This is a genomic window from Streptomyces sp. NPDC102270 (assembly GCF_044766405.1).
Lineage (GTDB): Bacteria > Actinomycetota > Actinomycetes > Streptomycetales > Streptomycetaceae > Streptomyces.
Genome location: NZ_JBIWLX010000007.1, coordinates 410,883 through 433,276, shown reverse-complemented (window position 1 = coordinate 433,276; position 22,394 = coordinate 410,883). Strand labels below are relative to the sequence as shown.

General features: G+C 70.3%; 20 protein-coding genes and 2 pseudogenes. 16 read left to right on the top strand and 6 right to left on the bottom strand.

Going from position 1 to position 22,394, the window contains the following annotated elements:
- Window positions 1-5 precede the first annotated feature (5 nt).
- Window positions 6-1,058, top strand: a complete 1,053-nt coding sequence (locus tag ACIRP7_RS17120) for a helix-turn-helix transcriptional regulator (protein WP_403659435.1) — start codon at window positions 6-8, stop codon at window positions 1,056-1,058.
- A gap of 43 nt (window positions 1,059-1,101) precedes the next feature.
- Here the strand turns inward: ACIRP7_RS17120 and ctaD are convergent.
- Window positions 1,102-2,628: pseudogene (gene ctaD / locus ACIRP7_RS17115) on the bottom strand (cytochrome c oxidase subunit I); the annotation flags it as partial.
- Window positions 2,629-2,995: 367 nt separating this feature from the next.
- Here ctaD and ACIRP7_RS17110 point away from each other — a divergent pair.
- Window positions 2,996-3,211, top strand: a complete 216-nt coding sequence (locus tag ACIRP7_RS17110; protein ID WP_403659432.1) for an I78 family peptidase inhibitor — start codon at window positions 2,996-2,998, stop codon at window positions 3,209-3,211.
- A 99-nt stretch (window positions 3,212-3,310) separates the two neighbouring features.
- On the opposite strand, the gene ACIRP7_RS17105 is transcribed toward ACIRP7_RS17110, so the two are convergent.
- Together ACIRP7_RS17105 and ACIRP7_RS17100 are read right to left on the bottom strand one after the other, a co-directional pair.
- A complete protein-coding gene (locus ACIRP7_RS17105; protein ID WP_403659429.1) occupies window positions 3,311-4,342 on the bottom strand; it encodes a phosphatase PAP2 family protein in 1,032 nt (343 codons plus the stop codon).
- 1,341 nt (window positions 4,343-5,683) lie between these two features.
- A pseudogene (locus ACIRP7_RS17100) lies at window positions 5,684-6,322 on the bottom strand (mannosyltransferase family protein); the annotation flags it as partial.
- 258 nt (window positions 6,323-6,580) lie between these two features.
- On the opposite strand from ACIRP7_RS17100, the gene ACIRP7_RS17095 reads away from it, so the two are divergent.
- Entirely contained in the window at window positions 6,581-8,182 is a 1,602-nt protein-coding gene (locus ACIRP7_RS17095) for an MFS transporter (RefSeq protein ID WP_403659426.1), read from the top strand.
- 153 nt (window positions 8,183-8,335) lie between these two features.
- Window positions 8,336-9,508: an acyl-CoA dehydrogenase family protein gene (locus ACIRP7_RS17090; RefSeq protein WP_403659423.1), complete on the top strand. Its 1,173-nt coding sequence runs from the start codon at window positions 8,336-8,338 to the stop codon at window positions 9,506-9,508.
- 36 nt (window positions 9,509-9,544) lie between these two features.
- On the opposite strand, the gene sepF is transcribed toward ACIRP7_RS17090, so the two are convergent.
- Together sepF and ACIRP7_RS17080 are read right to left on the bottom strand one after the other, a co-directional pair.
- Entirely contained in the window at window positions 9,545-9,985 is a 441-nt protein-coding gene (sepF, locus tag ACIRP7_RS17085) for a cell division protein SepF (protein ID WP_390005225.1), read from the bottom strand.
- Between the two features lie 306 nt (window positions 9,986-10,291).
- Complete coding sequence (locus ACIRP7_RS17080; protein WP_403659419.1) at window positions 10,292-11,224, bottom strand: ABC transporter substrate-binding protein; 933 nt, start codon at window positions 11,222-11,224, stop codon at window positions 10,292-10,294.
- A 397-nt stretch (window positions 11,225-11,621) separates the two neighbouring features.
- Here ACIRP7_RS17080 and ACIRP7_RS17075 point away from each other — a divergent pair, with 397 nt between their 5' ends.
- From ACIRP7_RS17075 to ACIRP7_RS17055, 5 genes are all read left to right on the top strand, one after another.
- Window positions 11,622-12,479, top strand: coding sequence for an amino acid ABC transporter permease (locus ACIRP7_RS17075; RefSeq protein WP_403659416.1), 858 nt, complete (start codon window positions 11,622-11,624; stop codon window positions 12,477-12,479).
- Window positions 12,476-14,233 carry an FAD/NAD(P)-binding protein gene (locus ACIRP7_RS17070; protein WP_403659413.1) on the top strand — a complete coding sequence of 586 codons (1,758 nt, stop codon included), beginning with the start codon at window positions 12,476-12,478 and terminating at the stop codon, window positions 14,231-14,233. The genes ACIRP7_RS17075 and ACIRP7_RS17070 overlap by 4 nt, the downstream gene beginning before the upstream one ends.
- 28 nt (window positions 14,234-14,261) lie before the next feature.
- Window positions 14,262-15,023: an amino acid ABC transporter ATP-binding protein gene (locus ACIRP7_RS17065; protein ID WP_403659410.1), complete on the top strand. Its 762-nt coding sequence runs from the start codon at window positions 14,262-14,264 to the stop codon at window positions 15,021-15,023.
- 81 nt (window positions 15,024-15,104) lie between these two features.
- Window positions 15,105-16,073, top strand: coding sequence for an LLM class flavin-dependent oxidoreductase (locus tag ACIRP7_RS17060; RefSeq protein ID WP_403659407.1), 969 nt, complete (start codon window positions 15,105-15,107; stop codon window positions 16,071-16,073).
- A 380-nt stretch (window positions 16,074-16,453) separates the two neighbouring features.
- Entirely contained in the window at window positions 16,454-17,362 is a 909-nt protein-coding gene (locus ACIRP7_RS17055) for a S1 family peptidase (RefSeq protein ID WP_403659404.1), read from the top strand.
- A gap of 73 nt (window positions 17,363-17,435) precedes the next feature.
- On the opposite strand, the gene ACIRP7_RS17050 is transcribed toward ACIRP7_RS17055, so the two are convergent.
- Window positions 17,436-18,320 carry an alpha/beta fold hydrolase gene (locus ACIRP7_RS17050; protein WP_403659401.1) on the bottom strand — a complete coding sequence of 295 codons (885 nt, stop codon included), beginning with the start codon at window positions 18,318-18,320 and terminating at the stop codon, window positions 17,436-17,438.
- A gap of 88 nt (window positions 18,321-18,408) precedes the next feature.
- On the opposite strand from ACIRP7_RS17050, the gene ACIRP7_RS17045 reads away from it, so the two are divergent.
- From ACIRP7_RS17045 to ACIRP7_RS17015, 7 genes are all read left to right on the top strand, one after another.
- On the top strand, window positions 18,409-19,257 hold the full coding sequence (locus tag ACIRP7_RS17045; RefSeq protein WP_403659398.1) for a slipin family protein: 849 nt from the start codon (window positions 18,409-18,411) through the stop codon (window positions 19,255-19,257).
- 180 nt (window positions 19,258-19,437) lie between these two features.
- On the top strand, window positions 19,438-19,629 hold the full coding sequence (locus ACIRP7_RS17040; RefSeq protein ID WP_403659395.1) for a hypothetical protein: 192 nt from the start codon (window positions 19,438-19,440) through the stop codon (window positions 19,627-19,629).
- Window positions 19,626-20,033, top strand: a complete 408-nt coding sequence (locus ACIRP7_RS17035; protein WP_403659392.1) for a hypothetical protein — start codon at window positions 19,626-19,628, stop codon at window positions 20,031-20,033. The genes ACIRP7_RS17040 and ACIRP7_RS17035 overlap by 4 nt, the downstream gene beginning before the upstream one ends.
- 74 nt (window positions 20,034-20,107) lie before the next feature.
- Window positions 20,108-20,683, top strand: coding sequence for a phage tail protein (locus ACIRP7_RS17030; RefSeq protein ID WP_403659389.1), 576 nt, complete (start codon window positions 20,108-20,110; stop codon window positions 20,681-20,683).
- A gap of 38 nt (window positions 20,684-20,721) precedes the next feature.
- A complete protein-coding gene (locus tag ACIRP7_RS17025) occupies window positions 20,722-21,012 on the top strand; it encodes a hypothetical protein (protein ID WP_403659386.1) in 291 nt (96 codons plus the stop codon).
- A gap of 200 nt (window positions 21,013-21,212) precedes the next feature.
- Window positions 21,213-21,422, top strand: a complete 210-nt coding sequence (locus tag ACIRP7_RS17020; RefSeq protein WP_403659383.1) for a hypothetical protein — start codon at window positions 21,213-21,215, stop codon at window positions 21,420-21,422.
- 25 nt (window positions 21,423-21,447) lie between these two features.
- Complete coding sequence (locus tag ACIRP7_RS17015; protein WP_403659380.1) at window positions 21,448-22,383, top strand: hypothetical protein; 936 nt, start codon at window positions 21,448-21,450, stop codon at window positions 22,381-22,383.
- Window positions 22,384-22,394 lie beyond the last annotated feature (11 nt).

The following is a 22,394-nucleotide window of genomic DNA, read 5'->3' as shown; positions in this document are numbered from 1 at the left end:
GAACCATGTTGGAGACCTCGGCACGACTCCTGCGCCTGCTCTCACTCCTGCAGGCCCACCGCGAATGGTCCGGCGCCGACCTGGCCGACCGCCTCGGCGTCACCTCCCGCACCGTGCGCCGGGACGTGGACCGGCTGCGCGAGCTGGGCTACCCCGTCAACGCCAGCCCCGGCACCGGCGGCGGCTACCAGCTGGGCGCGGGCGCCGAACTGCCCCCGCTGCTCCTGGACGACGACGAGGCCGTCGCGGTCGCCGTCGGCCTGCGCACCGCCGCAGGCCAGGGCATCGAGGGCATCGGCGAGACCTCGGTACGGGCCCTCGCCAAGCTGGAGCAGGTCCTGCCGGGCCGGCTGCGCCGCCGGGTGGGCGCCCTGAACGCCTTCACCGTGCCGATGCTGCGTAGCCCCCAGCCCTCCGCCGTCGACCCGGGCGTCCTCACCGAGCTGGCCAACCTCTGCCGGGACGCCGAGCGCCTGCGCTTCGAGTACAGCGACCACGCCGGCGCCTCCAGCCGCCGTACCGTCGAACCGCACCGCCTGGTCTGCACCGAGCGGCGCTGGTACCTGGTCGCCTGGGACCTGGACCGCGACGACTGGCGGACCTTCCGCGTCGACCGGATCACCCCCAGGCCGCCGCACGGCCCCCGGTTCGCTCCGCGTACCCCGCCCGCCGAGGATCTTGCCGCGTACGTCTCGCGAGGCGTCTCCACGCGCGTGTACGCCTCGCACGCGGTCGTACGGCTGCTCGTGCCCAAGGAACAGGCCGCCGAGCGGATCTCACCGAGCGCCGGGGTGCTGGAGGCCGAGGGACCCGACAGCTGCCTCCTGCACACCGGAGCCTCGAGTCTCGACGTGATGGTGATCCACGTGATGATGACCGGCTTCGAGTTCGAGGTGCTGGAGCCTGCGGAGCTGACCGAGGCGATCAGGGCGGCTCACGGCCGGCTTGCTCGCTCGCTTGCTCGCTCTTCGGCTCGGGCTGCGGAGCCAGGGCCGCGTACTCCGGATGGTGCAGGTCGAACGCCGGGGACTCGGAGCGGATCCGGGGCAGCGTCGTGAAGTTGTGCCGCGGCGGCGGGCAGGAGGTCGCCCACTCCAGGGAGCGGCCGAAGCCCCAGGGGTCGTCCGTGTCCACCTTCACTCCGTACCTGGCGGTCTTCCAGACGTTGTAGAGGAACGGCAGCGTCGAGGCGCCGAGCAGGAACGCGCCGATCGTCGAGATGGTGTTCAGGGCCGTGAAGCCGTCGGCCGCGAGGTAGTCGGCGTACCGGCGGGGCATGCCCTCGGCGCCCAGCCAGTGCTGGACCAGGAACGTGGTGTGGAAGCCGACGAACAGCGTCCAGAACTGAATCTTGCCGAGCCGCTCGTCGAGCATCTTCCCGGTGAACTTCGGCCACCAGAAGTACAGCCCGCCGAAGACCGCGAAGACGACCGTGCCGAACACGACGTAGTGGAAGTGCGCCACCACGAAGTAGGTGTCCGAGACGTGGAAGTCCAGCGGTGGCGAGGCCAGCAGCACCCCGGTCAGACCGCCGAACAGGAACGTCACCAGGAAGCCCGTCGCCCACAGCATCGGTGTCTCGAAGGACAGCGAGCCCTTGATCATCGTCCCGGTCCAGTTGAAGAACTTCACGCCCGTCGGCACGGCGATCAGGAAGCTCATGAACGAGAAGAACGGCAGCAGCACCGCGCCGGTGACGAACATGTGGTGCGCCCACACCACGATCGACAGGCCGGTGATCGACATCGTCGCCGCGACCAGCGTCAGATAGCCGAAGATCGGCTTGCGGCTGAAGACCGGGATGATCTCCGTGATGATGCCGAAGAACGGCAGCGCGATGATGTACACCTCGGGATGGCCGAAGAACCAGAACAGGTGCTGCCACAGCAGCGCCCCGCCGTTGTCCGCCTCGAAGACCTGTGAGCCGAAGCGCCGGTCGGCCTCCAGGACCAGCAGCGCGGCCGCCAGCACCGGGAACGCCAGCAGGATCAGGATCGACGTGAACAGCGTGTTCCAGGTGAAGATCGGCATCCGGAACATGGTCATGCCGGGGGCGCGCATCCCGATGATCGTGGTGATGAAGTTGACCGCGCCGAGGATGGTGCCGAAGCCGGCCAGCGCGAGACCCATGATCCACAGGTCGGGGCCGACGCCGGGGGAGTGCGCGGAGTTGTTCAGCGGCGCGTAGGCGAACCAGCCGAAGGCGGCCGGACCGGACGGCACCAGCAGCGACCCCAGCACGATCAGGCCGCCGAACAGGAAGAACCAGTACGACAGCATGTTCAGCCGTGGGAACGCCACGTCCGGGGCGCCGATCTGCAGCGGCATCAGCTCATTGGCGAAGCCCGCGAAGCTCGGGGTCGCGAACAGCAGCAGCATGATCGTGCCGTGCATCGTGAACAACTGGTTGAACTGCTGGTTGTCCACGATCTGCAGCCCCGGCCGGGCGAGTTCCGCGCGCATCAGCAGCGCCATGACCCCGCCGACCAGGAAGAACACGAATGAGGTGATCAGATACAGGTGACCGATCTTCTTGTGGTCGGTGGTGGTCAGCCAGTCCACGACCAGCCGCCCGTGCCTCCCGGTCCGCACGGGTCGGGCCGTCGCCTGCACGGTCTGCGTCCCCATCGCTCGCCCCTTCCGCTCTCTGACGCCATGATGCTCGCGCCGTCGTGCATGGCGACAGGGGGCGTAAGGGGGTTCTGTGTCGGAACCGTGTATTTCCTATGCGGCGTCAGCTGGTGAGGCGGTGTCCGGAATCGGTCGGCTAAGGGGCGCCGGACCGGTTTTCGGACGGGCCTTCTCGCAGGGTATTCGGGGAAGTCGTACGACACACGGAAATTACGTTCGAATACCCGCGGTAAGGCTGGGGAAACGCCCGTCCGTGTGACGGAGCGCGAGGGATACGGGTGGCGGGATCCTGTGACAGAAGCGTGACAGGAGGCGTGCGGGATCCGGGCTTCCGCGACCGCCGGGCAGGGCCTAGCGTGGCGGTATGGCACCCATTCCGACACCGCCCACCGAACCCCAGGACAGCCCGGACAGCTACGTCGGCCTCGACTCCGCCTCCGCCGAGCGGACCGCGCGTGAGCGGGGCTGGTCGACGGTCCGGTCGCTGCCGCCGGGGGCGATCATCACGATGGAGTACCGCTCGGGCCGGCTGAACTTCGAGGTGAAGGACGGCCGCGTGGCGCGGGCCTGGAAGGGCTGAACGGCATGACGTGGGCCCCGGCTCCGTGAAGGGAACCGGGGCCCACGTCATGCCCGGGGTGGTGGTGCGTACCGGCCCCGTCGGCTGCGAGGTGCCGGATCAGCCGCCGGTCACCGGCCGGGTGGCCGCGGACGGCGTGCCGCGCACGATCCGGTCCGGGTGCGGCGGCCGGCGGCTGCCGAGCGGGGTGACCGGAGTGCGCTCCGAACGGGTGGTGTGCGGGGCCGGCGCCAGATGGAGGGGTGACCTGGGACCACGCGCCGGAACGGCGGCCTCGCGGGCCGCCGTCTCGTTCTGCGGGGCGGTGAGCGGCTTGAGGCGGGCGGGCGCGGGGGCCGCGACGGGGGTGACCGGGGCCGGGGCCTTCGCGCCGCCGCGGGCCCGCCAGCGGTCGCGCAGGCCGAAGGCGTAGTCCTCGGTGCGGGCGATCAGCGGCTCGAACCAGGGCAGCGCGAGCAGGATCAGCAGACCCGCGACCCAGCCCAGCACGACGTCGCTCAGCCAGTGCGTACCGAGGTAGACGGTGGCCATGCCGACGCCCAGCGACGTCACGGCGGAGATCGCGGACAGCCAGCGGCGGGCTCTCGGGGTGGAGGCCAGATACGCCAGGATTCCCCAGGTCACCACGGCGTTGGCGGTGTGGCCGCTGGGAAATATATCGCCGCCCAGGCCCATCTCGTTCGAGCCGATCACGGTCGCGTAGTGCGGTCCGAGCCTTCCCATGCCGTACTTGGCGGCGCCGACCGTGATGTTCAGCAGCAGCAGTGAGGCACCCAGGGTCAGCAGCGGGCGCAGGGTGTGCTGGCGCCAGGAACGCCAGCCCAGCCAGGCCGCCACCATCACCGCGGTGGGGCCGCGCTGGCCCAGCACCACGTAGTAGTCGACGAACCAGTGGATGGACGCCCACTGCTGGTACGGCCGGAAGAACATGACCTGCCAGTCGAGGCGGACCAGCCACGACGTGGTCACCACGAGCCACACGATCGCCAGGTAGATGGCCAGGGCGGCGACCACGAGGACGGTCCGGTGGCGGCTCGTCCGCGGCACGCTGAGGTGGGCCGGCCGTTCCGGCTCACGGTCCAGCCTGGCGAACACCCGGTCCAGACGGGTGGGGTTTCGTTCGGTACGCACTCAATCGACGTTACAGCGAGTGAGCTCTGATCCCTGGCGAATCAGCGGCTTTGTGATGACGATGTGATGTGGGATTCCTCTCAGCCGGGTGCTTATTTCCGGGGATTCCGCAAAGACGGCGGCTGTGCTCCTCAATTGTTTTGATCATTCCGGATCACGGTTTTATGGCCCTTATGAATTCGTTCACCGAATCATGGGGTGGAATTCTCCGGGCGCTCATCGGCGCTCCCGAGTCGATCATGGTGGACCGGAACCGTTCAGCCAGAAGGCGCCGTACAGGGCGGACGCGGCGGCGATCAGGGTGATGATCACGGCTGACCTGCGGGTCCTCGAGCGGGCCAGGGCCAGGGCGAGGGGGAGCAGCAGGGGGAAGGCGGGCATCAGCAGGCGGGGTTTCGAGCCGAAGTAGCTCGACGCGCACAGGGCGAGCGCGGTGACGACGCCGGAGTACACCAGGAGGGGCAGCGGCTGCCCCTGCCGTGCGCAGACGACGTACAGCCACACCACCAGCCCGACGCCGACGATCAGCCCGGTCCCGGCCAGGGCCGACGGGAACGACGTGAACTTGTCGGCGACGAAACGGGCGAAGGCGTACCCGCCGTCGAATCCGTTCCGCCAGCCCGCCTGCACATCGAGATACCCGAGCGGCCCCTTCCCGGTGCGGTGACCGACCCACAGGACGTAGGCGGCGGCACCGAGGGGTGCGAGAGCCATGCCGAGGGCGCGGCGGGGGGCGGGGTGGTCGGCGGGGGCCGTTGCGGGGCCGGTGCGGGGGGCGTGGGCGGATCCGGGGGCGGGTGAGGAGCCCGCTCCGGACGGGTCGGCGGAGCCGCTGCCGGAGGCGGATGGTGGCGGGCCGGGATCGGGAGCGTGTGACGGGCCGGCGGCGGGGGCGTGTGTCGGGTCGGGCGCGCTGTCCGCGTCCGCGATGCGCCCGGTCATGGGCGACGGGGTCCGGCCGATGGGGGCGTGTTCGGCGTCCGGGGCGCCGCTCGCCCCGGACGCGCTTCGGCTCCGCTCGAAAGAGCTGTCGGCTGGGTTGCCGGGGGCCTGGAGGGCTGGGGTGCTTTCGGGTGTGCCGGGGGTGCCGAGGGGCGAGGACGCACCGGGTGCCGCCGGATCGGTTCCGGGCGTGTCCGCTCCCGGTGCGGACGGGCTGTTCCCGAGTGGACCGGTTCCGGGTGCGGCCGGGTCCGTCTCCGCCGCGTTCAGGGCGGCCCCCTTGTCGAGCTGCAGGCGACCCGCGATGTGCCGGGTGTGCTCGGCGGCGCCCCGGCGCGGAGTCGATGCGGGCCCCCGCAGGGACGGCGCGGCGATACCGGGGGCGCTCTGCGCTCGGGTCCGGTTTCGGCGGTCGCCCAGGTGTGCCGCGATCCCCGCCACCCAAACCGCCGCGACCACCGCCAGGCCCACCGGGCGGGTCAGGCCCGCCAGCGAGGCCAGGAGGCCCGCCGTCACCCAGCGGCCGGTCAGTACCGCGTACAGCGACCAGGCCGCCAGAGCCGTGAACAGCGACTCGCTGTACGCCATCGACTGGACGATTCCGACGGGCAGGACGGCCCACAGCAGGACCGCGCAGGCGCCGGCCCGGCGGCCGTACACACGATCCGTCACCGCGAAGACGCCCCAGGCCGCCGCCGGCGAGGCGAGCAGGGCCACCGCGAAACCCGCGTCGGCGTACGACAGCGGGGTCACCGCGGACAGCAGCCGCTCCAGCCAGGGCAGGAGCGGGAAGAACGCCAGGTTCGAGTGCACGTCGCCGTTCGGCAGCCGCACCTCGTAGCCGTAACCGAGTTCGGCGACCCTCGTGTACCAGAGGGCGTCCCAGCGGGCGGTCAGGAGGGTGTACGCGCTCTTGTCGCGCGCCTCGCTCCACAGGGCCAGCGTGAGGAGGCCCAGGGCGCGTACGGCCGCGTAGCCGAGCAACGCCGGGGCGGCTCGGCGCAGGGCCGGTTCGGTGCGCGTTCCAAGATCGGTCACGGGTCCGATTATCGACCGGTCGCCGAAGCCGCCCGCCGGGGCGTGACGACAGGCGGTGAAAGTGGCGTACGCCACACAGGTTCTGCCGGAAGTCTGAGAGGTCCGCCACTGGGCCGACGCGCGAACTCGCGTACGCTGACGTGTCACCCGCCGTTCGCTGCGCGGGCCGGAGACCACCGCTCCTCTCCGGCCGAGATCATGGGGAGTCCCCACCCCGTGTGCCCGCCGAACGCCAGGGAACTTCTGGGAGGTACGTACATGTCCGGGACGACCACGGCCGCCGCGTTGCTGCGCCGTCGGGCGGCCGGGGCCGGTGCAAACCGCTGGGTCGTCCTCGTGGTCCTCTGCACGAGCCTGCTCCTGGTCGCCCTCGACGCGACCGTGCTGCACGTGGCGGTACCCGCCGTCACCGAGGACCTCAAGCCCGGCGCGATACAACTGCTCTGGATCGTCGACGTCTATCCGCTCGTCTGCGCCTCGCTGCTGATCCTCTTCGGCACGCTCGGCGACCGCGTGGGCCGCAGAAGAGTCCTCCTCCTCGGCTACGCCCTCTTCGGCGTCGCCTCCGGTGTCGCCGCCGTCGCGGACACCGCCCAGGTGCTGATCCTCGCGCGGGCGCTGCTCGGCGTCGGCGGTGCGATGATCATGCCCGCGACGCTGTCGATCCTCCGCCAGGTCTTCCCCGACCGGCGTGAGCGGGCGCTCGCGATCGGCATCTGGAGCGCCGTCGCCGCGGTCGGCGCCGCGGTCGGACCGCTGCTCGGCGGCTTCCTCCTGGAGCACTTCTGGTGGGGCTCGGTCTTCCTCATCAACATCCCGTTGATGCTGGTCAGTCTGCCGGTGGGCCGTCTTCTGCTGCCCGAGTCGAAGGGCAGCGCCGACGGTCCCTGGGACGTCGTGGGCGCCCTGATGGCCGCGGGCGGCCTGTTCGCCCTCGTGCTCGGCGTGAAGCGGCTCGGCGGTGGAGAGCTCGACGCGTTCACCGCGATCCCGCTGGTCGTGGGCGCGGCACTGCTCTTCCTCTTCGTACGGCGGCAGCGGCGGCTCGCGCATCCCCTGGTGGACCTGCGGATGTTCGCGCGTCCGGCGTTCAGCACCTCGGTCGGCTGCATCGTCCTGGCGATGCTCGCTCTGGTCGGACTCGAACTGATCGCGGCCCAGTACCTGCAGCTGGTTCTCGGCCTGTCCCCGCTGGAGACCGGTCTGCGCCTGCTGCCGCTGACGATCGCCGCGATGACGGCGGGGCTGGCCGGGGCGCGTTTCCTGCGGCGGTTCGGGCCGCGCCGGATGGTGAGTGCCGGGTTCTGCCTCACGGCGGTGGCCGTGCTGCTGCTCACCGCGATGGGCGACGCGGACAACACGGGCCTGCTGGTGCTCGGGTTCGTGCTGCTCGGGTTCGGTCTGGAGACGACGCTCTTCGGGGCGTACGAGTCGATGCTCAGCGAGGCCCCGCCGGAGCAGGCGGGCGGGGCCGCGGCGATCGGCGAGACCTCGTACCAGCTCGGAGCGGGCATCGGGATCGCGCTGCTCGGCAGCGTGATGAACGCGGCGTACACGCCCGGCCTGTCGGGCGTGCCCGGTGTCCCGGACTCGGCGTCCAGGTCGGCCGGGCACTCCCTGGGCGAGGCCTACGAGGTCGCCGGACGCCTCGGCGGACCCGCCGGAGTCGCCCTGCGCCGGGCCGCCCAGGACTCCTTCGTGCACGGACTGCACGTGACCTTGCTGGTGAGTGCGGGGTTGTTGCTGCTGGGCGCGGTGATGGCGCTGCGGCTGCCGCGCACGATGCAGTGCGGTGAGACCCCGGCGGCGGTCGGGCTTCCGGCGCCCAGGGACGTCGCGGAGTCGCGCGTCTCCGCCTGACCGGCGTCTGGATGTGCGGCACGGCGCGCTGTAACGTCGGCGACGGAGCTAAATTAGCGGTGCTAGTTTCCGTCGCCACCCAGTCGCCACCCAGTCGCCACCCGCTGTTTCCCGCCGCCCGCCCGCTGGACCCCTTCTGCCGGAGGATGTGCCATGCCCCCGTTCGACCCCGCCGACCCCCTCGGCATCGACGACCTCCTGGAACCGGAGGACCTCGCGATCCGCGGGACCGTGCGGACCTGGGCCGCCGACCGCGTCCTGCCCCAGGTCGCCGACTGGTACGAGAAGGGCGAGCTGCCGGGGATCAGGGAACTCGCCCGGGAACTCGGACAGATCGGCGCCCTCGGGATGTCGCTCAGCGGATACGGGTGCGCCGGCGCCTCCGCCGTGCAGTACGGGCTCGCCTGTCTGGAGCTGGAGGCCGCCGACTCCGGGATCCGGTCCCTCGTCTCCGTGCAGGGCTCGCTCGCCATGTACGCGATCCACCGCTTCGGCAGCGAGGAGCAGAAGCAGACCTGGCTGCCCCGCATGGCCGCCGGCGAGGTGATCGGCTGCTTCGGGCTCACCGAACCCGACCACGGCTCCGACCCCGGCTCCATGCGGACGCACGCCAAGAAGGACGGCCCGGACTGGGTCCTGAACGGGCGCAAGATGTGGATCACCAACGGGTCGGTCGCCGGGGTCGCCGTGGTGTGGGCGCAGAGCGACGACGGGATCCGCGGGTTCGTGGTGCCGACGGACACGCCGGGTTTCTCGGCGCCGGAGATCAAGCACAAGTGGTCGCTGCGGGCCAGCGTCACCAGCGAACTCGTCCTCGACGACGTACGGCTGCCCGCCGACGCGGTGCTGCCGGAGGTCGTGGGACTGAAGGGGCCGCTGAGCTGCCTCTCGCATGCCCGGTACGGGATCGTGTGGGGGGCGATGGGGGCGGCGCGGTCGTGTTTCGAGACCGCCGTGGACTACGCGAAGACGCGGGAGCAGTTCGGGCGGCCGATCGGGGGCTTCCAGCTCACCCAGGCCAAACTCGCCGACATGGCGGTCGAACTGCACAAGGGGATTCTGCTCGCCCATCATCTGGGGCGGCGCATGGACGCCGGCCGCCTGCGTCCCGAGCAGGTCAGCTTCGGCAAGCTCAACAACGTCCGCGAGGCCATCGAGATCTGCCGTACGGCGCGGACGATCCTCGGGGCCAACGGGATCTCCCTCGAATACCCCGTGATGCGGCATGCGACGAACCTCGAGTCGGTGCTGACGTACGAGGGCACCGTCGAGATGCACCAGTTGGTGCTCGGCAAGGCGCTCACCGGACTGGATGCCTTCCGGTGAACCCCGCTGGGGGCAGGGCCGGTGAGCGGCCCTGCCTCAGCTCTGGTTGAAGAAGCCGTCCGTGCGGTGCTGGCCGGGATCGCCGTTCACGATCTCCGTGTTGGCGGGGGTCAGCAGGAACACCCGGGTGGACACACGCTCGATGGAACCGCGCAGTCCGAAGATCAGCCCGGCCGCGAAGTCGACGACGCGCTTGGCGTCGCCGGCCTCCATCGCGGTGAGGTTCATGATGACGGGGACGCCGTCGCGGAACAGTTCGCCGATGGCGCGGGCGTCCCGGAAGCTGTCCGGGGTCACCGTGCCGATGCGACGGCCCTTCTCCTCGGCGACGTCCGAGGCCACCTTGACCCGGGGGTCGGTGACCCAGGCATCCCCGGGCTCGGTCCCTTCGGAGTATCCGTCGTCGTCGTAGTAACGCTCGTCATCGTTGTCGTCAACGAGGCCCAGCCAAGCACTAGCCTTGCGCACCGATCCCATGGACGCCTCCTCTCACAGCGGTTTCTCTTGCTTCTGTATCCCTATGGTCATCCATGATGCGGATCGCGCGCCAAGTGAATAGCCGCCGCGCGGGGGGTTTGTGACGGTACTGGTGCACAGCGAATACGTCGAGAGCCCTTGTACCCCAAGGGTCGTGTCCCATACGGCTGCTGACTGTGAGTGAAATATGATTCTTCGCGGCGTATGGGTGAGGGCTGGAGCGTACGGGTGAACGGGGCGGGGAGAGGAACCCGCTGCTCAACGCCGTGCCGGTGCTGGGATCTGACGGTGGCTCAGGCTGGTGCGCTAAGAATTTTTTCCTTCCGGAGGGGAGATCCGGGACGTGGAAATCGCCGAGCCCGTCGTCCCCCACTTCTTCAGGATCCTGGCGTAGGTGCCGTCCTCGATCAGGTCGTTCACCGCTGCCTGGAACGCCTTCGTCAGCGGTGTGCCCTTCTTGAAGGCGAAGCCCACGTCCAGGCGGTGGTACTCGTTGAGGAACTTCACGCCCTGCTGGTGGGCCACCGCGTAACGCAGGCCGTTGATCGTGGACATCACGACGTCGCTGCGGCCCTGCTGCAGTGAGGACCAGATCGCGCCCTGCTCGTTGTAGGTCTGCACCTTGTACGGCTTGTCGCACAGGTGCCTGTTGTCCTCCAGGGTGGCCTCGAACGTCGTGCCGGCGCCGGTCGCCACGTTCAGACCGCACAGCTGGGTCAGGTCGGTGACCTTGGTGAGCTTGCTGTCGGCGCGGGTGGCGAAGCCCTGGCCGTCGTTGATGTAGGTGACGAAGTCGATCGTCCTGCGGCGCTCGTCGGTCACGCCGAAGTTGCCGACGCCGAGGTCGTACTTGCCGCTGTCGAGGGCGGGCAGGATCGCCTCGAAGCTCGCCTGCTCGGTCCTCAGCCTGATGCCGAGGACCTTGGCGACCGCGTTCGCGAAGTCGACGTCCTGGCCGGCGAGGGTCTTGCCGTCGTCCAGGATCGAGGTGCCGGGCGGCTGGCCGGAGACGCTGACGGCGAGGGTCAGGGTCTTCGTGCCGGGCGGCAGGAGCCGGGCCGCCGCCTCGTCCTTCCCGATCGCGGAGACCACGTCCGCGGTGGGGACGGCGTCGGACTCGGCGGAGGCCGTAGCGGTGTCGTCCGCGCCGGAGCCGCACGCGGTCAGCAGCAGAGTGCCCGCCGTGATGAGGGCGAACGGGATGATGAGCCCGTTTCGGGCGCGCGGGGGTGTGCGCATGGGGGAGCGGTCTCCTGGAAGCGAGAAAGCGCTGGGTGAGGGGAAGGCGCGTGTGAAGGCGAAGAACGTGAAGAGCGCGAAGAAGGGGGAGAACGCGAAAGGCGCCCTGGGTATCAGGGCGCGCAGTGGGTCAGCTCAACAGGAAGAGGACCACACGCGACCGAGGTCGATGTGGGAGCGCTTGACCAGCCACTGCTGTGGATGCATGGGGTAAGTGGAACAGGCATCCGGTTTGCCGTCAACCGACTTGAGACGTACGGCTCACAGTATGGACAGCCTTGACAGCGAGCGGAAACGCACCCGTAGTCTCAAAGGGCGGCCCTGCTGAGGGGCTCGGCCGCATCCGTGTGAAGGCACCCGTCCGAGTTCGACCGACTCGCTGCCACGGAGCCCTCGCATGTCCTGCGACACCCTCGCCAAAGCCCCCGCCGCACCGGAGATACCGGAACACGCGGACTCCCTTCGCATCGTCCCGCAGCGCCGTCTCGGCCAGTGGACGGCCGCCGTCGCCGTCCTCGTGCTGCTGGGCCTGGCCGTCAACTCCGTCCTGCGCAACCGGGCGTTCCAGTGGGATGTCGTCGCGGACTACTTCACCTCGGACGCGGTGCTGCGCGGACTGTGGCTCACGCTCTGGCTGACCGCGGTCGTCATGGCGCTCGGCTTCGCGCTGGGCACCCTGCTCGCGGCGGCCCGGCTGTCCGCCAACCCCGTGCTCAGAAGCGTGAGTTGGGGATACGTCTGGCTGTTCCGGTCGATCCCGGTCCTGGTGCAGCTGCTGCTCTGGTTCAACATCGGGGCGCTGTACCCGCAGATCCTCGGGGTGAAGACGGTCGACCTGCTCGGCCCGGTCACCGTCGCGGTCATCGGCCTGACCCTGCACGAGGCCGCCTATGCCGCCGAGGTCGTGCGCGGCGGCATCCTGTCCGTCGACCACGGACAGATCGAGGCGGCGCAGGCGCTCGGACTGAGCCGGTGGCGGCGCTGGTGGCGGATCGTGCTGCCGCAGGCTATGCGCTCCATCGTGCCCCCGGCCGGGAACATGCTGATCGGCACCCTCAAGGGCACCTCCATCGTCAGCGTGATCGCCGTGCAGGACCTGCTCTACTCCGTGCAGCTCGTCTACCACCGCACCTACCAGGTCATCCCGCTGCTGATGGTCGCCACCCTCTGGTACACCGTCGTCACCTCGGTGCTCGGCGCCGGCCAGTACTACGTGGAGAAGCACTACGCCCGCGGTTCGGAGCGCACCCGATGAGGCACTCACTGGTGATCGTCGGAGCCGGGCCGCGGGGGACCGGTCTCATCGAGCGGATCGCCGCCAACGCGCCCGAGCTGTACGACGGTTCGGGTCTCGACCTGCACCTGGTCGACCCGCACCCGCCCGGCGCCGGACGCATCTGGCGCGAGGCGCAGTCACCGCTGCTGTGGATGAACTCGCACGCCGAGGACGTCACCATGTTCACCGACGAGACGGTGCAGATGGAGGGGCCCGTGCGCCCCGGCCCCACCCTGCACGAGTGGGCCGGCATCGACGGCCGCACCTTCGCGGACCGGCAGCTCCAGGGCGCCTATCTGCGCTGGGTGCACGAGCAGGCGGTGGCCGCGCTGCCGCCGTCCGTGTCCGTCCACCACCATCCCCGACGTGCCCTGCGGGTGAGCGGAGCGCGCGAGGGACGCCAGCAGGTCTGGCTGGAGGGCCGTCCGCGCCCGCTCCTCGCCGACCTGGTCGTCCTCAGCCTGGGCCATCTCGACGCCGAACCGGACGAGGAGCAGCGGGACCTGGCGGCGTACGCCCGCACCCACGGCCTCGTCCACCTGCCGCCCGACTTCACCGCCGACAGCGACCTGTCCGCGCTCGCGCCCGGCGAACCGGTCCTGGTCCGCGGGTTCGGGCTCGCCTTCGTCGACCTGATGGCGCTGCTGACCGAGGGCCGGGGCGGACGGTACGACGGGGACACCTACGTCCCGTCCGGGCGTGAGCCGGTCCTCCTCGTCGGATCGCGGCGCGGAGTGCCGTACCACTCGAAGATCGGCTACGACTGGACCGGTGAGCGGCCGCCGCTGCCCCGTTTCCTGGGCCCGGCCGAGATCGACGGGCTGCTCGCCCTGCCGGAGGGCTTCGACTTCCGGCGGGACGTGTGGCCGCTGGTGGCGAAGGAGCTCGGATTCGCCCACTACCACCGGCTTTTCACCGTGCATCCGGAACGGACCGCGATGTCCTGGACCGACTTCGAGGAGAAGTACGCGGCCGCCGGGGATCCCGCCGAACGGGAGAGCCTGGCGGCCTCCGCCGTGCCCGATCCCCGCGACCGGCTCGACCTCGCCCGGCTCGACCGGCCACTGGAGGGCGTGCGGTACGCGACCCACGAGGAGTTCCAGGACGGGCTCCGGGAGTACGTCGAGGCCGACCTGAGCCGCCGGCACGATTCCCGGTACAGCCCGGACCTGGCCGTGTTCCTGGGGCTGCTCTCCGTCTACGGGCAGTTGGTCCGGCTCGGGGACATCGGCGGATGGTGGCACGGGTTCTTCAGCTTCCTCGCCTCGGGGCCGCCCGGACCCCGGCTGCGGCAGCTGCTCGCGCTGTCCCGGGCCGGAGTGCTCAGGTTCGTCGGGGCGGACATGGAAGTGCGCGCCGAGGACGGGGTGTTCCGGGCGTCGAGCCCCACCGTGCCGGGCCACTCGGTCGAGGCACGGGCGCTGGTCGAGGCCCGGCTGCCCGAGCCGACCGTCCGGCGGGCCCTCGATCCGCTGCTGCGCGAGCTGTACGCCGAGGGGGCCGCCGAGAGCCCGGACGGGCTGCTGCGCGTGGACCGTGCCGACGGACGGCTCCTGGACCGGTCCGGCCGGCCGCACCCCCGGCGCTTCGCGCTCGGGCCGTACACCGACGGACGTACCCCCGGCGCCTTCACCCGGCCACGCACCGGCGGGCCCGCGTTCCGACAGAACGACGCGACCGCGCGGGCCGCGCTGCGGTTCCTCGGCGAGCTCGCCGCCCGTGCGGCCGCCTGAGTCACCTGGAAGGCAGGGAAGTTCACCGATGACCGTCATGGTCGACATCAGGTCCGTCCACAAGAGCTTCGGCCCACTGGAGGTGCTCAAGGGCATCGACCTGGCCGTACGCACCGGAGAGGTCACCGTGATCCTCGGTCCGTCCGGCTCCGGCAAGTCGACGCTGCTGCGCACCGTCAACCACCTGGAGAAGGTGGACAAGGGGACGATCAGCGTGGACGGGGCGCTGGTCGGATACCGGCGCTCCGGTGACAAGCTGTACGAGCTGCCCGAGCGCGAGGTGCTCCGACAGCGCACGCGGATCGGCTTCGTCTTCCAGAACTTCCACCTGTTCCCGCATCTGACCGTGCTGGACAACGTCGTCGAGGCCCCGGTGTCCGCGCTGAAGCGGCCCCGCAAGGAGGCCGTCGAGGCGGCGCGGCGGCTCCTGGACCGGGTGGGACTCGCCGACAAGGCGGACACCTATCCCAGGCAGCTCTCCGGCGGGCAGCAGCAACGGGTCGCGATCGCGCGGGCGTTGGCGCTGGAACCCCGGCTGCTGCTCTTCGACGAACCGACCTCGGCGCTCGACCCCGAACTCGTGGGGGAGGTCCTCGACGTCATCAAGGACCTCGCACAGCAGGGCACCACGATGATCGTCGTCACGCACGAGATCGGCTTCGCCCGCGAGGTCGCCGACACCGTCGTGTTCATGGACGACGGACGGATCGTCGAACAGGGGCCGCCGACCGAGGTACTGGACGCTCCGCGCAACGAGCGGACCAGGGCGTTTCTCTCCAAGGTGCTGTGAGCGAGATGGCCGCCGGTCCGCGCGGTCGTGGTTGCTTCCCGCCGCGGCGGGCCGGATTCTCCCCCGAAAGGACTCCCCCACATGGCTTCCTCGCACGGCCGGGGCCTGGTGCACCTGGCCGCCGCCCTCGACCATCCGTCGGCGTACGACGCGCTCCCCTACATCGAGGCGGCCCGGCTCGCCGAACGCGGTGGGCTCGACTTCCTGACCCTGGACGACACCTTCGCCCGGCCCGGCCCCGACGCGCTCGACGTGCTGTCCCGGGTCGCGTCCGCCACGGGCCGGATCGGCCTGGTGCCCACCATCACGACCACGCACCGCGACCCCTTCCACGTGCGGGCAGCCGTCGCTGCCCTCGACCGCGTCAGCCGGGGCCGGGCCGGCTGGTGGATGGACGTGTCGGCCACCGACCACACCCTCGTGGCCATATCGGCGGCGCCGCCCGTGTCGGCCGGTTCCGAGACACGGGACGCCGGCTTCCCGGGCACGCCCTTCTCCGCCAAGGACCCCTCGATCGTGCCGCGCCTTCCGCAGGGCCTCCCGGTCCGCGTGGTCGACGCCACCGACGGACCCGCCCGCAGAACCGCCGCCCGGTATGCCGACGTGGCCCTCGTCCGCGCCGCGAGTGCCGCGCAGGCCGCCGCCGTACGGGACGAACTGCGCTCCCTGGCCGCGGAGTTCGGGCGCGGCCCCGACGAACCGCGGATCCTCGCCGGCCTCCTCGTCGACCTCGGCGACGGAGAGCACGCGGCCGTGCCGGGGCACGGCGGAGGCGGCCCACGTCAGACCGCGCAGGGGCCGCTGTACCGGGGAGGCCCCGTCGACCTCGCGGAACTGATCGCCACCTGGCACGGCGAGGGCATCGTCGACGGCTTCCACCTCACCCCCGCCGAACCGCTGCGTGACCTGGAGCGGCTCGTCAACGGCACGGTGGCGCTGCTGCAGCACCGCGGACTGTTCCGTACCTTCTACCCGGGCAGCACGCTCCGGGAGCACCTGGGCCTCGGCAGACCGGCCACCCAGTGCGCCGGGACCGGGCGAGCGTCCTGAGCCGTGACGCACGTGTCTGTCCGCCCGCTTTCCGGGCGGCTCGCCGTGGGCTGTTTTCGGCGATCCGGCGAGCGGGGATGGAAGGTGTGTTTCCGGTACGGGTGCCCGTCCGCGCCGGACGTCGGCGGCCGCAAGACGGCCGGTTGCGGGGGAGAGCGACGCGGGCCGAGGCGTGGCGGTTCCCTCTGAAGCACAAAGGTCTTTCAAAGGTTGACGGCCGAAAGGCGCCCTTGCGCCGACCGTCCGTTCGGCCGAATACTCCCCCTCAGCGCTTGTCAGGAGCACGGCTTGTCCGAAAACCGGACGACCGGGCCGCTGACTGCGCCTCACGGGCCCCGACCCCACGCGGGCCCCCGACTTCCCCTGGGAGGGAACGAAACGTGAGGATCAGGCGCACCAACCCCCGCAGTGGCATTACGAGACGGACCCGGCTGATCGCCGGTACCACCGGCCTCGTGGCCGCGGCCGCGATCGCGGTCCCCAGCGCGAACGCGACCGCTGCGACCCCGTTCAGCACCGCCGAACTCAAGAGCGCCAGCAGTTCGGTGCTCAAGGCCGACATCCCGGGCACCGCCTGGGCCGTCGACAGCAAGACCAACCGTGTGGTCGTCACCGTCGACAGCACGGTCTCGCAGGCCGAGATCTCCAAGATCAAGGAGCAGGCGGGCAGCAACGCCGACGCGCTCACGATCAAGCGGACCCCGGGCAAGTTCAACAAGCTGATCTCCGGCGGCGACGCCATCTATGCGAGTAGCTGGCGCTGCTCCCTCGGCTTCAACGTCCGCAGCGGCAGCACCTACTACTTCCTGACCGCCGGTCACTGCACCGACGGCGCGGGCACCTGGTGGTCGAACTCCGGGCACACGACCACGCTCGGTTCGACGGCGGGCTCCAGCTTCCCGACCAACGACTACGGCCTCGTCAAGTACTCCAGCAGCTACCCGACCTCGTCGATCTCCGGCACCGTCGGCAGCGTCGACATCACCAGCGCCGCCACCCCGAGCGTGGGCACCACGGTCTACCGCCGCGGTTCCACCACCGGCATCCACAGCGGCCGGGTCACCGCGCTGAACGCGACCGTCAACTACGGCGGCGGCGACGTCGTCTACGGCATGATCCAGACCACGGTCTGCGCCGAGCCCGGCGACTCCGGCGGCCCGCTCTACTCCAACAGCGGTATCGCCTACGGTCTGACCTCCGGCGGCAGCGGCAACTGCTCCTCCGGCGGCACGACCTTCTTCCAGCCGGTCACCGAGGCCCTGAGCGCTTACGGCGTCAGCGTCTTCTAGACCCGGTTACGGCCTGAACCGCAGCCGGCACCCGGTGAGCCCCCGTACGCATCCGTACGGGGGCTCGTCGTGATCACGACGAGGTCCGCTCCGGTGGCGCGCAGAGCCAGTCCAGTACGGCCGGCAGGGCCTCCAGGGCTCCGAAGCGGCCGGTGTCCCGCTGGAGGACGGGCCGGACCCGGGGGACGCGGTCCGCCAGCCACCTGAAGTGACCGACCGGGGAGAACCTGTCCTGGTCCCCGTGCCACAGCAGGACGGGCCGGGTGACGGCCGCCGGGTCGAAGCCCCAGCCACTGAGCAGGGCGAGGTCGTCGTCGAGCCAGCCGTACGACGAACCGCGCACCGCCTCCCGGTAGGTGCGCAGCAGCATCTGGCCGACCGCCGGGGCGGAGACGGTCCGCCGGTCGGAGTCCGTGAGCCCGTCGCGGAGGGAGACGAGCAGCTGGGCGGGGTCGCGGCGGATGTCGGCGGCGCGGGCGGCGAGGCGCTCGGCGAAGGCGAGCGGGTCGGTGAGCGCCCGGGTGAACTCCTCCACCTGGGACGCGGCCATGCCGTCGAACCAGCTCAGGTCCCTCGCGTCCGGGGGTGCGGGGGACGCCAGTGCCGCAGCCCGCCGTACCCGGGAGGGCAGCAGGGCGGCGCAGGCCAGGGCGTGCGGGGCGCCGCCGCCGTGACCGAGCACCGAGAAGTGGCCGAGCCCGAGGGCGCCGGCCAGTTCCGCCACGTCGCGGGCGGCGTCGGCCACGCGGCGGCCCGGCAGCCGGTCCGAGTCGCCGTAGCCGGGGCGGTCGTAGGCGATGAACCGGATGTGCGGGTGCGCGGTCACGACTTCCCGGGGTACGACGCCGAAGCGGCAGCCCGGGGTGTCGTGCAGCAGTACCACCGGGCTGCCGTCCGGGTCGCCGTACTCCTCGACCGTCAGCCGGCGGCCGTCCCGCGTCCTGATGCCGTGGACCACCTGTGTCCTCCGTCTCCCCTTGTGTACCCCGCGGAGTTACCGTCGAAGTACACACCTTGAGCGCCTGGTTCGGACCCTGGGGGTCGCGATGGTCGAGGAGCTGGTGGCGGCGGGCGTAGCGCTCGTGTCGGCCGGAGCGGTGTACGTGATGGCGGCCGCGCGGGTCGTCAAGCAGTACGAACGGGGCGTGGTCTTCCGCCTCGGAAAGCTCCGGCCGGATGTGCGCGGGCCGGGGTTCACGATGATCGTTCCGGGCGTGGACAAGCTCCGGAAGGTCAACATGCAGATCGTGACCATGCCGGTGCCCGGGCAGGAGGGCATCACCCGGGACAACGTCACGGTGCGGGTGGACGCCGTCGTCTACTTCAAGGTGACCTCGCCGGCCGAGGCGGTCGTCCGGGTCGAGGACTACCGGTTCGCGGTCGCACAGATGGCGCAGACCTCGCTGCGGTCGATCATCGGCAAGAGCGAGCTGGACGATCTGTTGTCCAACCGCGAAAAGCTCAACCAGGGGCTGGAGTTGATGATCGACAGCCCGGCGGTGGAGTGGGGCGTCACGATCGACCGGGTCGAGATCAAGGACGTCTCCCTGCCCGAGACCATGAAACGGTCCATGGCCCGGCAGGCCGAGGCGGACCGGGAGCGGCGGGCGCGGGTCATCAACGCGGACGCGGAGCTCCAGGCGTCGAAGAAGCTGGCCGAGGCGGCCAAGGAGATGTCCGAGCAGCCTGCCGCGCTGCAACTGCGGCTGCTGCAGACGGTGGTGGCGGTTGCGGCGGAGAAGAACTCGACGCTGGTACTGCCGTTCCCGGTCGAGCTGCTGCGGTTCCTGGAGCGGGCGGCGCCGACGCCGCAGCAACCGGTGCAGGAGCAACGTCCGCCTCTTGAGTCCCTGCCGGATCCGGACCCCGAGGGGTTGAATTCAGGACAGGACTAGACCTCACTTCTCTCGCGCCGTACGTCTGGTCATCGTTATCCGTTCGAGACCTCGCGGTGCTCACGCTGTGCTTGGGGCGGCCGTTACATTTGCGGTTCCTGGGGCGTCAACTTCCTTTTGACCAAGGGAAGTTGATCTTCCGTCAGGTTCCTTCACAGCCGATCGTCACGGGGGAGTGCTGTGCAGAAGATCCAGTTGACCTATTGGTGGAACGGGCACGAGCCCGGTGACGTCGTGGACGTCGACGACCAGACCGCGCGGGGACTGCTCGATGTCATCGCGCGGCCCGCGGAGCACTCCGGGGAATCCGACGACCCCGACGAATCCGACGACTCCGAGGACGGCGGCGAGGGGCCGGAGCCCGGGCGATGAGCGAGCCGTACGTCACCTTCCCGGACGTGGAGCAGCTGGTCGTCGATCTGCTCAAGGACCGCAGCGAACTGGCGGGTGTCGTCGTCGATGTCGCACCGCCGGCCGGGTTCGACGGCTCGCAGCGCGCCGTACTGGTCTCCCGGATGGGCGGTGCCTGGGCGGAGGATCCCCGGCTCGACAACCCGCTCGTCGACCTGGACGTCTACGGCCCCTCCAAGGCCGCGGCCCACACCGTCTCCCTCGTGGCCCGTTCCCTGATGCTCCAGCTCCGGGGCGTGCGCTACGGCGGGGCGACCGTCGTGGACGTCGTCGAGGAGGACGGGCCGCGCTGGCTGCCCGACTACCGGCACGCCAGTGCCAACCGCTACGTCTCGACCACCCGCCTGGTGGTCCGCCCGGCCTGAACGGCCGTGTTCCCGGCGCGACTTCGCCGTACCCCCCGCAGCACATCATGTCCATCTCCCAGCAAGGAGCAGTGATGGCCGGAACGAACGCCAAGGAGATCCGGGTCGCGGGCAATGGCCGTGTGCTCATCGCCCCGCTCGCCACCGCACCGCCCGCCGACACCGCCGCGGCGTGGGGTGCCGGCTGGAAGGACCTCGGCTACACCACCACCGACGGGGTCAAGATCTCCAAGAAGGACAAGCTGGACCCCGTGGACACCTGGCAGAGCGTCAGCTCGGCGAGGTACGTCTACTCCGACCGCGATCTCAGCTTCAAGTTCCAGCTCCTCCAGCTGAACGAGGACACCCTGCCGTTCTTCTTCGGCGGCGGGCAGGTCAAGGAGACGGCGACCGGGTCCGGCCTCTACAAGTACGAGCTGGCGGCCGAGCCGAAGTTCGACGAGCGGATGCTCGGGCTGGAGTTCGTCGACGGCGACGAGGTCAAGTACCGCATGATCGTCGCCCGTGGTCAGGTGACCGAGACGGAGGAACTCGCCCTCGTCCGTACCGCCCCCGTGAAGCTCGGGGTCACCTTCACCGCGCTGGCCACGGTGGACGGTGCCCCGCTGGCGACCTTCCTGATGAAGGACCCGAGCTTCAGCGCGGCCTGATCCCTCTGTCCCGTCCCGCAGCAAGGAGTTCCACCGACATGGCCCCCTTCAACGTCAACGCCGCCCGTGCCCAGCGCCTCGAAGCAGTCGGAAAGAGCTGGGAGTTCGAGGTGGACGGGGATGTGTTCCGGCTGCCCACCGAGTTCCCGCGCACTATCGCCAAGCAGATCGCCGCGCTGGAGGACAACGACATCGACGGGCTGCTGGCGCTGCTGCTCGGGGAGGAGCAGTTCGAGCGCTTCTGCAAGTACGACACCAGTGTCCAGGACGTCTCCGCGATCCTGGAGGCGTACGGCAACGACACCGGCATGTCGTTGGGGGAAGGCTGAGCCTCGGCGCGCTGGTCGACGAGCACGCCGAGGCTCTGGAGGCGGATCTGCTCCGCCACTACGGGGTCGACCTCCTCGACTGGCACCGGGGCCGGCTCTCCTCCCGGCGTCTGCGGATCCTCGTCGAACACCTGCCCGCGGACTCGTCCTACGCCCGGGCGGTCCACGGCGAACAGGCGGACTGGACGGTCACGGACCACTTGCTGGCCGCCGTCGTCGACCATCTCGCCGTCGCCAACTGGATGTTCGCGACGGTCCACCGGGACGAGGACGCGGAACCGGCGGAGTATCCGGAGGCGGTGCCGCGGCCGTCCGGGGCGGAGACCGAGGCCATGGAGACACCGCGGGACGCGCGGGGGGAAGGCGCCGCGACCCCGGCAGAGATCGTGGCCTTCCTCAGCGCGCCTTGATCAGGCAGACAGGAGGAGTGAGCGCATGGGGGTGTCGAGCGGTGACATCAGCGCGTTCAAGCAGGCCGTCATGGAACAGGTCAGCCAGTGGATACAGGACGAGCGCATCAAGGCCGAGTGGGCGATCGCTAAGGCCGAGGCGGTGGTGGGCAAAGCCGAGGCGACCTTCGCCAAGGCCGAAGCGACCTTTCACAAGATCGAGGCCACCGGCGCGTCACTGAGCGGCTACGGAGTCCAGCTCGAGTACGGGCTGGTCAAGCACGAGAAGGCGTTGGTCGACCTCAACAAGATCCAGGAGGACATCGAACAGAGGCGGCGGGACTGGGAGGTGGACCGCCGGTTCGCAACCGTTGACGCCCGCCTCAAGGTCGCCGCCCAGCTCAAAGATGTGTCCGACCGGCGACTCGATGCGGTGGTCAGAGCGGACGATCGGCTCCACACGGCGATCGAGACTGAACACAGCCAGCGGACGAGAGCGGACGCGACGCTGCGGCAGGAGATCGTCGGGCGGCTCGACGCCAGGATCAGGGTCGACAGCCAGCTTCGGAGAGTGGTCGACAGTCGGCTTGCAGCGCTGACCAGGGCGGACACGGCACTGAGACAGGAGATCGGCAGGGTCCGGAATCGCAACACGACCACCGCTGAGGGCATCCGCCGCACCCTCCGTTTCGGCGAGCAGCAGTTGCGTACCCAGATCGCCGGCCTGCGCACCGACATCCTCCGCAGACTCAGCCGTGTCGCCGCAGACGCTGAGCGGGGCAGCAAGTCCGTGCGGATCAAGGCGAACGACGCCGAACGCAAGGCCAGCACCGCCCTCAGACAGGTCGGTGTCCTGGACCGGCAGGTCAGGACGGGCATGCAACGAGTCCGTGAGCTGGAGGGCAGCGCCCGGGGTGCGGGCCGGTCGATCCAGGGGCTGCGGAACGACCTCAACGCGCTCGAGCGCGACCTGCGGCGATAACGGCACACACG